Here is a 15,318-nt window from a genome sequence, read left to right on the forward strand (position 1 = left end):
AAGTTAAAAGATGAGTTTCACGATTTAGAAATTAAAAGTTTTGCAAGAGAAATGATAGAATTTATAGATGATTCACCTAGTACATATCATGTTGTAGGTAATTGTTCTACTATACTTACAGAAAATAGTTTTGAAAGACTTGAGCCTACAGAAAAATGGGAATTAAAAAAAGGTGGAAAATATTTTGTCAAAAGATCAAATTCAACTATAGTTGCATTTACTATAGGTGAAAAACTAGATGTAAGTAAAGGATTTAAAATATTTGGCTCTCATACAGATTCTCCAGGATTTAGAATCAAACCTAATCCTGTTATGACAGTAAATGGTGTAATAAGATTAAATACAGAAGTTTATGGAGGACCTATATTAAATACTTAGTTTGATAGACCTTTATCTATAGCAGGTAGAGTAGTAGTAAGAACTAATGATATTTTCAGGCCTAAAACTATGAAAATTAAAATAGATGAACCTATACTTACTATACCTAATTTAGCTATACATCAAAATAGAGAAGTTAATAACGGAGTTAAAATAGATAGACAAAATGATACTTTACCTATAGTAGGTTTAGTAAATGAAAGTTTTGAAAAAGATGAATTCTTATTAAACTTAATTTCTGAAAAATGCAAAATAAAGAAAGAAGATATATTAGATTTTGATCTTTATGTTTATGCAACAGAAAAAGGTAGTTTAGTAGGTTTAAATCAAGAATTTATTTCAGCTCCTAAACTTGATAATTTAGTTTCTGTATATTCTGGATTATTAGGACTTGTTGAAGCTGAAAATGCTGATAACCAGATTAATGTATTTGTAGGATTTGATAATGAAGAAATAGGTTCAGCTACTAAACAAGGAGCAGATTCTAATTATTTATCTAATGTATTAGAAAGAATAATTTATTCTTTAGGAATGGATAGAAATACATTCTTAACTATGCTTTCTTCATCATTTATACTTTCAGCAGATGGTGCACATGCAGCACATCCTGCATACTTAGGTAAAAGTGATCCTACAAATCTAGGAAAACTTAATGATGGAGTTCAAATAAAAATAAGTGCAAATCAAAGATATACATCAGATGGTTTCTCCATATCTGTTGTAAAACAAATTATAGAAGGTACTGATATTAAAATACAATTTTTTGTAAATCAATCAAATGAAGTTGGAGGTTCAACTATAGGACCAATATCGTCAACACACTTAGATATAGATTCAATAGATTTAGGTGTACCAATGTTAGCTATGCATTCGGTAAGAGAATTATGTGGAGTACATGATTTATTTTATCTTAAAGAATTAGCTAAAGAATTTTTCAGTAAAAATTAATATGTAAAGGAGAACGATAATTGGAAAGAAATGATATAATAATAAAAAATGTCTCAAAAAGTTTTGGGGGAGATAAAATATTAAAAGATGTAAGTTTAGAAATTAAAAAGGGAGAATTTTTCTCTATACTTGGACCAAGTGGATGTGGAAAAACTACACTTTTGAGAATGATAGCTGGATTCATATATCCAGATAGCGGAGAGATAATAGTAAATAATGAAAGAATTGATAAATTACCTCCTGAAAAAAGAAATGTTAATACGGTATTTCAAAATTATGCCCTATTTCCAACTATGTCAGTATTTGATAATGTTGCATTTCCTTTAAAACTAAAAGGTATTTCAAAAGAAGAAATAGAAAAAGAAGTAAATAAATATTTAGATTTAGTAGGTTTATTAGAACATAAAAATAAAATGCCTGAAAATCTTTCTGGGGGACAAAAACAAAGGGTTGCAATAGCAAGAGCCTTAATAGGTAAACCTGACGTATTATTATTAGATGAGCCACTTTCAGCATTAGATGCAAAATTAAGACAAAAACTTTTAATTGAACTTGATACTATACATGATGAAGTTGGAATAACATTCGTGTTTGTAACTCATGATCAAGAAGAAGCACTTTCAGTTTCAGATAGAATAGCTGTAATGAATAAAGGTGATATTTTACAAGTAGGAACTCCTAATGAAATATATGAAAAACCAAATGATGAATTTATAGCTGACTTTATAGGTGAAACAAATTTCTTAACTGGAGAAATTACAGAAGTATTTGAAAATTATGCTTTAGCTATTTCAGATGAAATAGGAGAATTTAAAGTTGAACTTGATAAACCAGTAAAAGTAGGAGATAAAGTTAAATTAACTTTAAGACCAGAAAAAATAAAGGTTGATGTAAAAGTTCCTCGTGAAAATCCTAAATATAAGGTACTTAGAGGGGTAGTTGATGAAGTTATTTATTCAGGGTTCCAATCAAAACTATTTATAAAAGTTGAAGGTTCAAATAGAATAATTAGAGCATTTGATCAACATAGGGAATTTTTAGAAGAAGAAGAACTATTTGAATGGAAAGAAAAGGTGTATTTCTACTGGAATTATGAAGATGCATATCTAGTGGAGGTGTTCTAATGGCACGTAAAGACATACTACAAGAAAAATCTACACTAAGATATCTATATTTTTTGCCAATAACTATATGGATGAGCATATTTTTTGCAATTCCTACTGCAATAATAGTATATTTTAGTTTCTTAAAAAAAGGTGCTTATGGAGGTATTTCTAGTTATACTAATTTTACCTTAAAGGCATATAAAGATATATTTGCATCACAAGATATATTTAAAATAGTTTTAAAAACACTAAATTTATCTGTAATTATTACTATTATAACTATACTTATTGCAATACCAACTGCATACTTTATTTCTCGTTCAAAGAGAAAAAACCTATGGTTATTATTAGTTGTAATACCATTTTGGACTAACTTTTTAGTAAGAATATTTTCTATAGTTGCCCTTATAGGTAATAATGGAATATTAAATAGATTTTTAGTTAAAATATTTTTCTTAGATAAACCTTTAGATTTATTATACAATAGAAATGCTGTAATTATTATTTCTGTATATATATTCTTACCTTATGCTATATTACCGCTATATACAGCTATAGAAAAATTCGATTTTTCACTGATAGATGCAGCAAGGGATTTAGGTGCAAGTAATTTTACTGCACATATGAAGATATTTTTACCAGGAATAAAAAATGGAATAATAACAGCTTTAGTATTAACATTTGTACCTGCAATAGGATCATATGCAGTACCAGATTTAGTTGGAGGAACAGATGGAATAATGCTTGGGAATATTATAGCTACAAGAATGTTTAGTTTAAGAGATTGGCCATCAGCATCGGCTATTTCTACTCTATTTATACTTATTACTTCAGTATTTGTATGGATAGGAATAAAAGCAGATAAGGATGGTGATGAATAATGAATGAAAAAAGAAGATTTTCTTTATTCTTTTTCGTATTAGTAATGATTTTTTTCTATTTACCAATAATAATGTTAATATTATTATCTTTTAATTCAAGTAAAGGTTATGAATTTAAATCTTTTTCATTAAGATGGTATATAGATTTATTTACAAAATCACCAAGACTGTGGCAAGCTTTTGGAAGAAGTATAATTATTGCAATATCTTCTTCTGCAGTTTCTGTTGCTATTGCAATACTTGGTGCAATAGGTATAAAATGGTATAACTTTAAAGTTAAATCATATGTTAAGGTATTAAACTATATTCCTTTAGTAATACCAGATTTAATAATAGGGGTTTCATTACTTTTATTCTTTAATATGAATTTTGCTAAAATACCTTTAGGTATGTTTACAATATTTATTGCACATACGACATTTAATATACCTTTTTCTCTATTTATATTAATGTCTAGATTATCTGAATTTGATTTTTCTATAGTAGAAGCGTCAAGAGATCTAGGTGCAACAGAGTTTCAAACTTTAAATAAAGTAATATTACCTACCATGGTTCCAGGTATAATATCAGCCTTTTTAATGTCTCTAACATTATCACTTGATGATTTCGTAATTACAAGTTTTGTTACAGGTACAAATTCTGATACTTTACCAATACAAATATATTCAATGCTTAAATTTGGTGTAAGTCCAACTATTAATGCATTGTCAACTATATTAATACTAGGAACTTTAGTTCTAGCACTTTCGTCAAGAAAATTACAAAAATATATGTTGAGTTAAATATTTAATACTCTCTTTATTGTTTAAACAGTGAAGAGAGTTCTTTATTTCTAAACTTCACTTTTTGTTTTATATAACAATTCCCTTAGAATATCCATAACCATATTGTAAATAATTTTTTCATTTAGTATAATAATCTTATACAAAATATGGAGGGAATTTTATGAAGAAAATTATGTTAACAGTATTATCAATAACAACGCTTTTTGCTTGTAGTAGTATAAAAACTTTAGAAGTTGAGGATAAAGACTTCGTACTTGAGAGCATACAATATACAGAAAATGATAAAATAAATGCTTTAGGTAAAGGAATGACTTTAGAGTTTGAAAATAAAAAACTATCAGGTAAAAGTTCAGTAAACAATTTTTTTGCAGAATATAAGGTGGAAAATAACAAGTTGATAGTAGATGGCTTAGGTATTACAAGAATGGCTGGAGATCCAAAGGATATGGAATTAGAAACAGAATATTTAAATGCTTTACAAACTAATAAACATATTAGTAAAGAAGGAGAAAAATTAGTGCTTGAATCACAAAATGGAATGAAACTTATTTATACTAAAGAAATAGATGATGATGTTTTAGAAAATAAAAGTTTTAAATTAATAAATCCTGAATTTTCAGGTGCAGAAATTACTATAGGGTTTAAAGATGATAATGTATTTGGAAAAAGTGGTGTAAATAACTATTTTACAACATATGAAATTGAAGATAATGTATTAATATTACAAACTATAGGTTCAACATTAATGGCTGGAGATCAAAAAACAATGGATCTTGAATTTAAATACCTAGCTATGTTAAATAATGTGATAGGAATTGAATATGAAAATAACAAATTAACTCTTTATACTAAAGATAATCAAAAATTAATATTTAATGAAGTAAAATAGTACCTAGGTACTATTTTATTTTATTAATAAATATAAGACAATTACAATTATTAATAATATAAATCTATAAATTATTTTTTTGAAAATTGGAAATATTAATGGAAGTCCATTAAGTACTATTAAAAAAGTGATGAAAATAATTAAATCTTTGTGTTCTTTCATGTTTACTCCTTTGAAAAAATATATATTTAATATATATCATTTTTTAATTTACAATTCAATGTTTTTCCTATTTTTTTACATTAATCTATGGTATAATTTAAATAAATCAACTTAAAGGATGTAGATATGGTTAATAAATTTGATGAATTGATTAATGAAAGAAAAGAATTTCAAAGAAAATCAGACGGTGTGTCTGAAGTTAAAATTTTACGTGAAATAGTTAAGATGGCTAAAGATTTTTATGGTGAAATGTCAAATGAGTATATATATTATCTTAATGAATTAGGTGGTTCTGCTAAATATATAGGAGAATATGAATTAGGTATAAAAAGCTTAGAAGAAGCACTTTCTTTAATAGAAAAAAGAGAGGGTAGAAGATCGGTTGCTTATGGTACCTCTCTTTTAAATATAGCTGAAGTATATAGATTTAGAGGAGATTTAGATAAAATAGAAAAAATATATTTAGAAGTTTTATCTGTTTTTGATGAAAACAAGATGCAAAAAGAATATATTTATGCTGGACTTTGTAATAACATTGGTATTTTTTATCAAAATACATCAAGGGTTAGTGAAGCTATATCTTATCATGAAAAAAGTTTAAATATATTAGTTGATATGCCAGAACATTTAGTTGAACTTGCAACTACATATAATAATCTAGTTATGCCATATAAAGAAATAGGAGAAATGAAAAAGGCATATTCAAATTTAGAAAATGCTTTAGAAATTTATGCAGCTACTTTAGGTAAGAATCATTCTATGTATGGAGCAGCATTAAATAATAAGGCTATACTTAAATTTGAAGAAGGAGATTTTGTTAGTGCTTTAAATATATTTGAAACTGCATTAGATATTACAAAAAAATCTTTTGGAGAAAATAGTTTAAATTATCAAAATCTTTTATCTAATGTTGAATATATAAGAGATTTGATTAAGAAAACACAAAAAGAAGTTGATATAGAAGTTACTAGTGATTCAAAACTTATTGATATTTCTAGAGAATATACTAAGAAATATATATTACCAAAAATTAAAGAGAAAAATGAGGAACTATTAAGTAAGATTACCATAGGCCTTATTGGTGAAGGTTCAGAAGTAATAGGATATGATGATGAATATTCAAAAGATCATGATTATACTTTTATGCCCTTATTATTATTAAATAATGAAGATTATGAAAAATATTCTAAGGAATTAGAAGACATTTTACTATCTCTACCTCAGGAATTTTTAGGAATAAAACATGTTAATAATGATGTTATTGCTGAAAGACGTGGAGTAAAAAAAATAGGAGATTATTTATATAAATTTATAGGTAAAGAAGAAGCAAACTTAACTATAGAAGATTATAGAAAAATACCAGAATATGCGTTGTTTGCATTAACTAGTGGAGAAATATTTTATGCAGGTAATGATGAATTTACATCTATAATTCAAACTTTAATATATTATCCAAATATAATTAGAGAAAATAAGATAGCTACAGTATGTACACGTATTGCACAAAGTGGACAATATAACTATTTAAGATTAATGAAAAGAGAGGATAAGATAGCTGCTAATATGGCTAAAAGTGTATTTATAGAAAATGTAATACATTTAGTATACTTATTAAATTCTAAATATATGCCTTTCTATAAATGGTCATCTCGTGGTCTTAAAGATTTACCTATTTTAGGTAAAGATATGGAAAAAAGAATACTTGAATTGATTGACAATACAGTACTTGATAAGCATCAAATGTCTAATAGAATTGAAGAAATATGCTATTTCCTTGTAGAAGAAATTAAAAAACAAGGACTTAGTAAAGAAAAAGGATATTTTATGGTAAATCATGCTGCATATATACAAAAAAATATAGATGATGAATTTTTAAAATTATGGACACCTTTTGAAGATTAGGAGAAGTTATGGAAAGAAATGATTTGATAAAAGAGATTATAGACAGAGAATGGGAAATGTTTACTGTTCTTAAGAATACAGGAGGACCTGCAGAATGTCAAAATAATAAACCTGAATTTATAGTTATGAGAAAAGGACAATGGGATAATTTGCCTATAAATATATTACAAAGTTACTTAATAGATTTAAAAAAAGCAGAAGAAATAGGTAGAAATTTACTTGAAGAAAAATATATAAGAATGATGGAATTTTCAGCTCCTGAAGAATTTGAAGGTGTAAAAGATTTGCTTCCTGCATTATCACCGGGTGTAGAAGTATTGATAAAAAAAATAGAAAAAACATATCTTGCATGGGGAGATGAATTTGAGGCAAAATTCCCTAAATTCTCTAAACTATGTAGACCTTTAAGAAGTGAAGGGGATCAACCTGAAAGAGCTTCAGTTCAAACGTATTTAAGAGGAGAACTTTGTAGTTATTCACTTAAAACAATACTTTTTTACTCAGATTATATAGAAGATTGTGTTAAAAAAGGAATAAATTTAATTTATGAAACACATAGTGAAGTTGTAAAAATGAAAGGATTTGAATCTATAGAAGCAGTAGAAGTGTCGCTTGTAATTTAATATGAAATATGTTAAAATAATACAATAAAATTAATAAATAAAGGTGATTGACATGTTGATTAATTATGAAATTTTTAAACTAAAATTAGAAAATAAAATTAAAAAAAATCAAGAATTTTACAATGAACTACTAATAAACACTTTAGATAATCCCAAAAGATATATTGGGAATTTCAGAATTAGTAGTGCAGAGACTAAATTAATTCAGAATGTCACACAGAGTAATGAAATAAAATTTGGGGATTTTTTGGAGGATATTATTACAGACTATATTTCGATTATGGGATATAATAATTTAGAAAAAAAAATTGGTTTTGGTGAAGACGGAAGTTTTCTTAGTTCAGATCAAATTTTTTTAGATAAAAATTCAATAATATATTTAATAGAACAAAAAGTTAGAGACGATCATGATAGTACAAAGAAAAGAGGGCAGATAAATAACTTTATAAATAAAATTAATACTTTAATAGAAAAGTATCCAAACAATAATATAATTGCAAGTATGTGGTTTATTGATGATATGTTGAAAAAAAATAGAAAATATTACCAAGAGGAAATAGAAAAAATAAATTTAAATAATACAGAAATAAAATTATTCTATGGGAAAGATATTTTCGAATTTTTATTTGATAGGTTGGATGTTTGGGATGAACTTATATCACATATACTTAAATTTAAATTAGAAGAAGAAATAGCTTTAAGTATACCAGATTTTGATATGAGTGAAGAAATTTTTAATGCACTTAAATTTATGAAAAAAATAAGTGAAATGAGTAAAGAAGAAATAAAAAATAATAATAGATATAAGAAGATTAAAAGATTATATAAAAATTTATTTTCAAATAAACCTGATTATGTAGAGTTAAGAAAACTATTATTTAAAAATGGATATAATTTAAATAGAATTGAAAAATTTAAAGTGGAAGTTGATTTAATAAAATAAGGTGAAAATATGAAAAAAAATACATTTCCTATAAATAAAATAAATACAGTAAAATTAGGCGATAGCATTGAAGAATTAAAATTAATTCCGGATAATTCAGTAGATTTAATTTTTGCAGATCCACCCTATAATATGCAATTAGATGGTATATTGAAAAGGGTCGATGGTTCAGAGTTTAAAGGTGTTGAAGGTTCTAAATGGGATGAGTTTGAAAGTATTGAAGATTATAAAAAATTTACATATGAATGGTTAAAAGAAGCTAAGCGTATATTGAAAAAAAATAAGTCTTCTTTATGGGTAATAGGTTCGTTTCAAAATATATATTTGGTTGGAAATATTTTACAAGAATTAGGATTTTGGATAATAAATGATGTTATTTGGTCCAAAACAAACCCAACTCCAAATTTTATGGGTACAAAATTTACTAATAAACAAGAAACATTACTATGGGCAACTCCTTCAAAAAAAACAAAATATACATTTAATTATAAGACTATGAAAGAATTAAATGGTGGGAAACAAATGACTAGTATTTGGGAAATACCAGTTTCTACAGGTAATGAACGCCTTAAGGATAATAATGGAGAAAAGTTACATCCTACACAAAAACCAGAAAAATTATTATACAACATTATTATTTCTTCAACTCAAAAAGGAGATTTAATATTAGATCCTTTTTCAGGCACTGGAACTACAGCGGCTTTAGCTAAAAGATTAGGAAGGAAATATTTTGCAATTGAGAAAGATACAAAATATTATAAATATTCAGTTGAACGTATTAATTTAGAAATAGAAAAAAGTGATGATTATATAAACGCAAAATTTGATATAAAACCACCGATTGTTAAGTTTAAGGAATTAGTAGAGAAACAATATATTTTTAATAATGAAAAAGTATATTTTAAGAAAACAGAACTTTATGCTAATATATCGGAAGAGAAAGAATTATATTATGAGGGTAAACACTATGGTATTTCTAAATTAGGAGGTATTTTGAGTGGAATTGAATCAAATGTTAATGGTTGGGAAGTGTGGTATGTAGAAAGAAATGGGGAAAAAGTATCCATTTCAGATATACGTGATGAATATAGAGATAAAGAATTAAATTTTAAATAATATAGATATGATAAAATTAAATAATTAGGAGGAAAAATGTTAAAGATTACTTTGCCAGATGGAGCGCTTAGAGAAGTAGAAAGCATGAGTGTTATAGAATTTGCAAAAACTATATCAACTAGCTTAGCTAAAAAAACAGTTGGAGCTTTCTTTAATGGCACGCAAGTAGATATTACATATAATTTAGATGAAGATGGTACTTTAGAATTAATAACAACAGATAGTCCTAAGGGATTAGAAATATTAAGACATAGTACAGCACATGTAATGGCAGAAGCTGTTATGAACCTGTTTCCAAGTACTAAAGTTACTATAGGTCCAGCAATAGAAAATGGATTCTATTATGACTTTGATACTGAAAGACCTTTTACTGAAGAGGATTTAGTAAATATAGAAAAAGAAATGAAAAAATTAATTAAACAAAATGAAAAATTCTCAAGAACAGTTTGGTCTAGAGAAGAAGCTAGAAAACATTTTGAAAATGAAGGTCAAAACTATAAAGTAGAAATACTTGATTCACTTGAAGGAGAGGAATTTAGTATATATACACAAGGGAAATTTACAGATTTATGTAGAGGAACTCATTTACCTTCGACAGGATATATTAAAGCATTTAAATTATTAAATTCAGCAGGAGCATATTGGAGAGGTGATTCTAATAATAAAATGCTTCAAAGAATTTATGGAACAGCTTTCTATAGTCAAGATGAATTAGATGCATATATCAAACAAGTTGAAGAAGCAGAAAGAAGAGATCACAGAAAATTAGGTAAACAATTAAACCTATTCTTCTTAGATGAACATGGACCAGGATTCCCTTTCTTTATGCCTAAAGGTACTAGATTATTCAACAGATTACAAGAATTATGGAGAATAGAACATAACAAACAAGGTTATGATGAAATAAAAACTCCTATTATGCTTGATAAAGAATTATGGGAAATCTCAGGACACTGGTTTAACTATAGAGAAAATATGTATACATCAGTTATAGATGAAAAAGTTTATGCGATTAAACCTATGAATTGTCCAGGATCTATAATAGCATATAAGAATAATTTACATTCATATAAAGATTTACCATTAAAATATGCTGAAATGGGACATGTACATAGACATGAATTCTCAGGAGCTTTACATGGATTAATGAGAGTTAGAGCATTTACACAAGATGATGCTCATGTATTCTGTACACCTGATCAAATTAAAGACAGTATAAAAGAAATAGTAAATCTATATGATAAATACTATAAATTATTTGGGTTTGATTTCCACGTAGAACTTTCAACTAAACCTGAAAAAGCAGTTGGAGATGACAAAGTATGGGAAATTTCTGAAAAAGCCTTAGAAGAAACATTGCAAGAATTAGGAATAGAATATAGAATAAATCCAGGAGATGGAGCTTTCTATGGTCCTAAGATAGATTTCAAAATGAAAGATTCTATAGGAAGAATTTGGCAAACAGGAACTATACAACTTGATATGAACTTACCTGCAAGATTTAATATGAGCTATATAGGTAAGGATGGAGAAAAACATGAGCCAGTAATGATACATAGAGCTATGTTTGGATCTCTTGAAAGATTTATGGGAATATTAATAGAACACTATGCTGGAGCATTCCCTGTATGGCTTGCACCAACACAAGTAAAAATAATGACTATTTCAGCTGAACAAGTTGACTATGCAACTAAATTACATAAGAGATTACTTGATTTAGGTATAGGGGCTGAACTTGATATTAGAGATGAAAAAATAGGATATAAGATCAGAGAAGCAAATGGAGATCAAAAAATACCTGTACAATTAGTAATAGGTAAAAATGAAGTATTAGAAAATACAGTAAATGTTAGAAGATTTGGTTCTACTGATAGCACAACTAAAAATGTAGATGAATTCATCAAAGAATTATTAGATGAAATAAATATACAATTTTAGTTCATAAGGAGGAGTTATATGTATAATGATAAAGAATTAAATGGTAGAATAGATTCAGGTATATTTGGTTCATATTTATGGATGGGTATAGGGCTTTTAATTACCTTCGGTATTATGTATGCTTCTATATATAATTTACAATTAGTACAAATTTCTTTTACTCTTAATAGATTTTCTATATTACTTATTCTTGCTATAGCAATAGGTATGAGATTTATAATTGTAAAAGCAAATGCATTTGTATTAAAACTGGTATTTATAGGATATTCAGCATTTTTAGGTATATTATTAATCCCTATAATGTTTGCATATGAAACAGCATCTATTATGACACTATTTGGAGCATCATCTGCAATGTTTATAGGTATGAGTGCTTATGGATATTTTACAGGTTCTAATCTACAAGGTTATTCAAAATATTTATTTGGTGGTATTTTAGGTATAATAGTAATGACATTATTAAATAACTATTTATTTAGAAACAATGCTTTAGATATAGCTATTTCAATTATAGGTTTATTAATATTTATAATTTATACTGCAGTAGATACTCAAAGAATTAAAACTATGTTACTTGAAGCATATTATGAAGGTGAAACAGAATTAGTAGAAAAAGTTAAGATTTTTGGAGCTTTAATGCTATATCTTGACTTCATAAACATGTTCCTATATCTATTATCTTTATTTGGAAAAAGAAGAAATTAATAATTTGTACATGCATCTTTTAGGATGCATGTCTTTTTATTTGTAAAAGCAATAAAAATATGTTAAAATATAGAGTAATAACAAGGGTGGAGTAAGTAATTTTAAAGAACTTTTATACAAGAGTTTTTTAATGTTATTTGCTCACTCTTAAAATAATAAATAGGAGGACATTATGTTTGATAAAAAAACTTACATTTTAAATGTATCAGGAAAAGATGTAAAAGTTGAAACAGGAGAAATTGCAAGACAAGCAGGTGGTTCAGTTGTAGTAACTATGGGTGGAACTACAGTACTTGTAACTACAACTAGAAGTAAGGAAGTAAAAGATGGACAAGATTTCTTTCCATTAACTGTAGACTATATTGAAAAATTTTACGCTACAGGTAAGTTCCCAGGAGGGTTTATTAAAAGAGAATCTAAACCTTCAACAGAAGAAATATTAATTTCAAGACTTATAGATAGACCTATAAGACCTTTATTTCCAGAAGGTTTCTTTAATGCAGTTCATGTAGTAATAAATGTAATTAGTTTTGATGGTATTAATATGCCAGAAGATATAGCTACTATAGGGGTATCTTTTGCATTAGAATTATCAGATATTCCATTTAGTGGGCCTGTAGCTGGTGTTACTGTTGGATATATGAATGGAGAATATATTATTAATCCAGAAAAAGAACAAAGAGATAACATGGATATTTACTTATCAGTTGCTGGTACAAAAAGTGCTATAACTATGGTTGAAGCTGGGGCAAATGAAGTAAGTGAAGAAGAAATGCTTAATGCAATAATGTTGGGGCATGAGGCTATAAAAAATATTTGTGAACAACAAGAAGAAATTTTAAATACTTTAGGTATAGAGAAAATGGAATTTAAAGGTATTGTATATGATGAAAGAGTAACTAATTTCTTAGATTCATATACAGGGGATTTAAAAAATGCTATCTTAGTTCCAGGGAAATTAGAAAAATATGAAGCTATAGATAATTTATGTGATAGTTTATTATCTAAATTTAAATTAGAAATAGCAAAAGAAATGTTATCTAAAGAAAAAACAGAAGAAGAAAGATTATTAGAATTAATAGGTGAAAATAAAACTAAGTCTATGGATGAATTAGTTAAAGAATTTAAAAACTATTATCATGATTTAGAAAAGAAAATTGTAAGAGAATTAATAATATTTGATAAATATAGAGCAGATGGAAGAAAAATTGATGAAATAAGACCACTAAATGCTCAAATAGATGTATTAAAGATGCCACATGGTTCAGCTTTATTTACTCGTGGAGAAACACAAGCTTTAGTTGTGGCAACACTAGGTTCTAAAGAAGATGAACAAATTATAGATGGTATGGAAGGAGAGTATAATAAAAAATTCTTCTTACACTATAACTTCCCTCCATTTTCAGTAGGTGAAGCAGGATTTATGAGAGCACCAGGAAGAAGAGAATTAGGACATGGAAACTTAGCAGAAAGAGCACTTAAAGCTGTAATGCCATCAGTAGATAATTTTCCATATACAGTAAGAGTTGTATCTGAAATAACTGAATCTAATGGTTCTTCATCTCAAGCATCAATTTGTGGAGGATCTCTTGCATTAATGGCTGCGGGTGTACCTATAAGAGGAACTGTTGCAGGTATAGCTATGGGATTAATTAAAGAAGATGAAAACTTTACTGTACTTACAGATATTCAAGGTTTAGAAGATCACTTAGGAGATATGGACTTTAAAGTTGCTGGTACTAAAAAAGGTATAACTGCTATACAAATGGATATTAAAATAGAAGGTATAAATAAAGAAATAATGGAAATAGCTCTTAGTCAAGCACTAAAAGGTAGAATGCATATAATAGAAGTTATGGAAGCTACAATACCAGAACCAAGACCAAACTTACCAGAAAATGCACCTAAGATTATTAACTTAAGAATAGATCCAAGTAAGATTGCTGCATTAATAGGACCAGCAGGTAAAGTAATTAAGTCTATTATTGAAGAAACAGGAGTTAAAATTGATGTTGAAGATGATGGAAGAGTAGCAATATTTGGTATAGATCAAGATATGATGAATAGAGCTTATGAATTAGTTACACAATATACTCTTACAGTTGAATTAGATAAGGTATATAAAGGTAGAATAACTAAACTTGCTAAATTTGGAGCATTTGTTGAATTAGCACCGGGTACTGAAGGATTATTACATATATCAGAAATATCTCATAAGAGAATAAAACAAGTAGAGGACGTACTTAAAGTTGATGATATGGTTGATGTAAAAGTAATAGCTTTAGAGGATAATAATAAATTTAGTTTAAGTATGAAAGCTTTAATTGAAAAAGAGGAAGTTAAAGAAGAAAATAATGAAGGAGAGTAATGGTATGCTTAATAAAATAAATTTACCTAACAAACTAACTTTAATAAGAATAGTATTAACACCTATCTTATTATTACTAATGATATTTAAATATGAAGCAAGTACATTAACAGTAAGTAAAGTATTATTACATATATTAGTAGTTCTACTTTTTGCTTCAATTGCATTAACAGATTTTTTTGATGGATATATTGCAAGAAGAGATAATTTAGTAACAAATTTTGGGAAATTACTTGATCCTATAGCTGATAAAGTATTTGTTTTTTCGGTTTTAATAGTTTTAGTAAAATATAATATGTTATCTATATGGATGGTAATAATACTGCTAGCAAGAGAATTTGTTGTAGTAGCTATTAGAATGTTAATTTTAGAAAATGGTGGAGAAGTTGTTGCTGCAAGTTCTTCAGCAAAACTTAAAACAGCAACTCAAATGATAGCTTTATTATTTGCTTTATTATTCCCTTTTGGTAAAGTTATTAATTCTTTAGTATTATTACCTGCTGTAGTATTTTCAATCATTTCAATGTTGGAGTACTACAACTTAGTTAAAAAATATATTGGGGAGGATATGTAA

At 26.8% G+C, this 15,318-nt stretch carries 12 protein-coding genes and 1 pseudogene; all 13 read left to right on the forward strand.

Annotation, left to right across the window (positions count from 1 at the left end):
- Positions 1-51 precede the first annotated feature (51 nt).
- A pseudogene (locus AYC60_RS05610) lies at positions 52-1,326 on the forward strand (M18 family aminopeptidase).
- A gap of 20 nt (positions 1,327-1,346) precedes the next feature.
- On the forward strand, positions 1,347-2,450 hold the full coding sequence (locus AYC60_RS05615) for an ABC transporter ATP-binding protein (protein ID WP_067322240.1): 1,104 nt from the start codon (positions 1,347-1,349) through the stop codon (positions 2,448-2,450).
- A complete protein-coding gene (locus AYC60_RS05620) occupies positions 2,450-3,313 on the forward strand; it encodes an ABC transporter permease (RefSeq protein ID WP_067322242.1) in 864 nt (287 codons plus the stop codon). The genes AYC60_RS05615 and AYC60_RS05620 overlap by 1 nt, the downstream gene beginning before the upstream one ends.
- Positions 3,313-4,095 carry an ABC transporter permease gene (locus AYC60_RS05625; protein ID WP_067322244.1) on the forward strand — a complete coding sequence of 261 codons (783 nt, stop codon included), beginning with the start codon at positions 3,313-3,315 and terminating at the stop codon, positions 4,093-4,095. The genes AYC60_RS05620 and AYC60_RS05625 overlap by 1 nt, the downstream gene beginning before the upstream one ends.
- A gap of 163 nt (positions 4,096-4,258) precedes the next feature.
- A complete protein-coding gene (locus AYC60_RS05630; protein ID WP_067322247.1) occupies positions 4,259-4,987 on the forward strand; it encodes an META domain-containing protein in 729 nt (242 codons plus the stop codon).
- Between the two features lie 288 nt (positions 4,988-5,275).
- Positions 5,276-7,051, forward strand: a complete 1,776-nt coding sequence (locus tag AYC60_RS05635) for a DUF4037 domain-containing protein (RefSeq protein ID WP_067322250.1) — start codon at positions 5,276-5,278, stop codon at positions 7,049-7,051.
- An 8-nt stretch (positions 7,052-7,059) separates the two neighbouring features.
- Positions 7,060-7,674, forward strand: coding sequence for a DUF4125 family protein (locus tag AYC60_RS05640; protein WP_067322253.1), 615 nt, complete (start codon positions 7,060-7,062; stop codon positions 7,672-7,674).
- Between the two features lie 52 nt (positions 7,675-7,726).
- Complete coding sequence (locus tag AYC60_RS05645) at positions 7,727-8,617, forward strand: HpyAIV family type II restriction enzyme (protein WP_197416987.1); 891 nt, start codon at positions 7,727-7,729, stop codon at positions 8,615-8,617.
- Between the two features lie 9 nt (positions 8,618-8,626).
- Positions 8,627-9,733, forward strand: coding sequence for a DNA-methyltransferase (locus AYC60_RS05650; protein WP_067322255.1), 1,107 nt, complete (start codon positions 8,627-8,629; stop codon positions 9,731-9,733).
- 36 nt (positions 9,734-9,769) lie between these two features.
- Entirely contained in the window at positions 9,770-11,671 is a 1,902-nt protein-coding gene (gene thrS / locus AYC60_RS05655; protein ID WP_067322257.1) for a threonine--tRNA ligase, read from the forward strand.
- A gap of 18 nt (positions 11,672-11,689) precedes the next feature.
- Complete coding sequence (locus tag AYC60_RS05660; RefSeq protein WP_067322260.1) at positions 11,690-12,376, forward strand: Bax inhibitor-1/YccA family protein; 687 nt, start codon at positions 11,690-11,692, stop codon at positions 12,374-12,376.
- 172 nt (positions 12,377-12,548) lie between these two features.
- Positions 12,549-14,744: a polyribonucleotide nucleotidyltransferase gene (pnp, locus tag AYC60_RS05665; RefSeq protein ID WP_067322263.1), complete on the forward strand. Its 2,196-nt coding sequence runs from the start codon at positions 12,549-12,551 to the stop codon at positions 14,742-14,744.
- A gap of 4 nt (positions 14,745-14,748) precedes the next feature.
- Positions 14,749-15,318 (forward strand): CDP-diacylglycerol--glycerol-3-phosphate 3-phosphatidyltransferase, encoded by a 570-nt coding sequence (gene pgsA / locus AYC60_RS05670; RefSeq protein ID WP_197416988.1) that lies wholly within the window; start codon positions 14,749-14,751, stop codon positions 15,316-15,318.

The organism is Streptobacillus felis, assembly GCF_001559775.1.
In the GTDB taxonomy this organism is placed as follows: Bacteria; Fusobacteriota; Fusobacteriia; order Fusobacteriales; family Leptotrichiaceae; genus Streptobacillus; species Streptobacillus felis.

Bases quoted from the DNA above. Each gene is read 5' to 3' on its own strand.
- AYC60_RS05620 (WP_067322242.1), top strand. From the start codon at position 2,450: ATGGCACGTAAAGACATACTACAAGAAAAATCTACACTAAGATATCTA.
- AYC60_RS05625 (WP_067322244.1), top strand. From the start codon at position 3,313: ATGAATGAAAAAAGAAGATTTTCTTTATTCTTTTTCGTATTAGTAATG.
- AYC60_RS05630 (WP_067322247.1), top strand. From the start codon at position 4,259: ATGAAGAAAATTATGTTAACAGTATTATCAATAACAACGCTTTTTGCT.
- AYC60_RS05635 (WP_067322250.1), top strand. From the start codon at position 5,276: ATGGTTAATAAATTTGATGAATTGATTAATGAAAGAAAAGAATTTCAA.
- AYC60_RS05640 (WP_067322253.1), top strand. From the start codon at position 7,060: ATGGAAAGAAATGATTTGATAAAAGAGATTATAGACAGAGAATGGGAA.
- AYC60_RS05645 (WP_197416987.1), top strand. From the start codon at position 7,727: ATGTTGATTAATTATGAAATTTTTAAACTAAAATTAGAAAATAAAATT.
- AYC60_RS05650 (WP_067322255.1), top strand. From the start codon at position 8,627: ATGAAAAAAAATACATTTCCTATAAATAAAATAAATACAGTAAAATTA.
- thrS (WP_067322257.1), top strand. From the start codon at position 9,770: ATGTTAAAGATTACTTTGCCAGATGGAGCGCTTAGAGAAGTAGAAAGC.
- AYC60_RS05660 (WP_067322260.1), top strand. From the start codon at position 11,690: ATGTATAATGATAAAGAATTAAATGGTAGAATAGATTCAGGTATATTT.
- pnp (WP_067322263.1), top strand. From the start codon at position 12,549: ATGTTTGATAAAAAAACTTACATTTTAAATGTATCAGGAAAAGATGTA.
- pgsA (WP_197416988.1), top strand. From the start codon at position 14,749: ATGCTTAATAAAATAAATTTACCTAACAAACTAACTTTAATAAGAATA.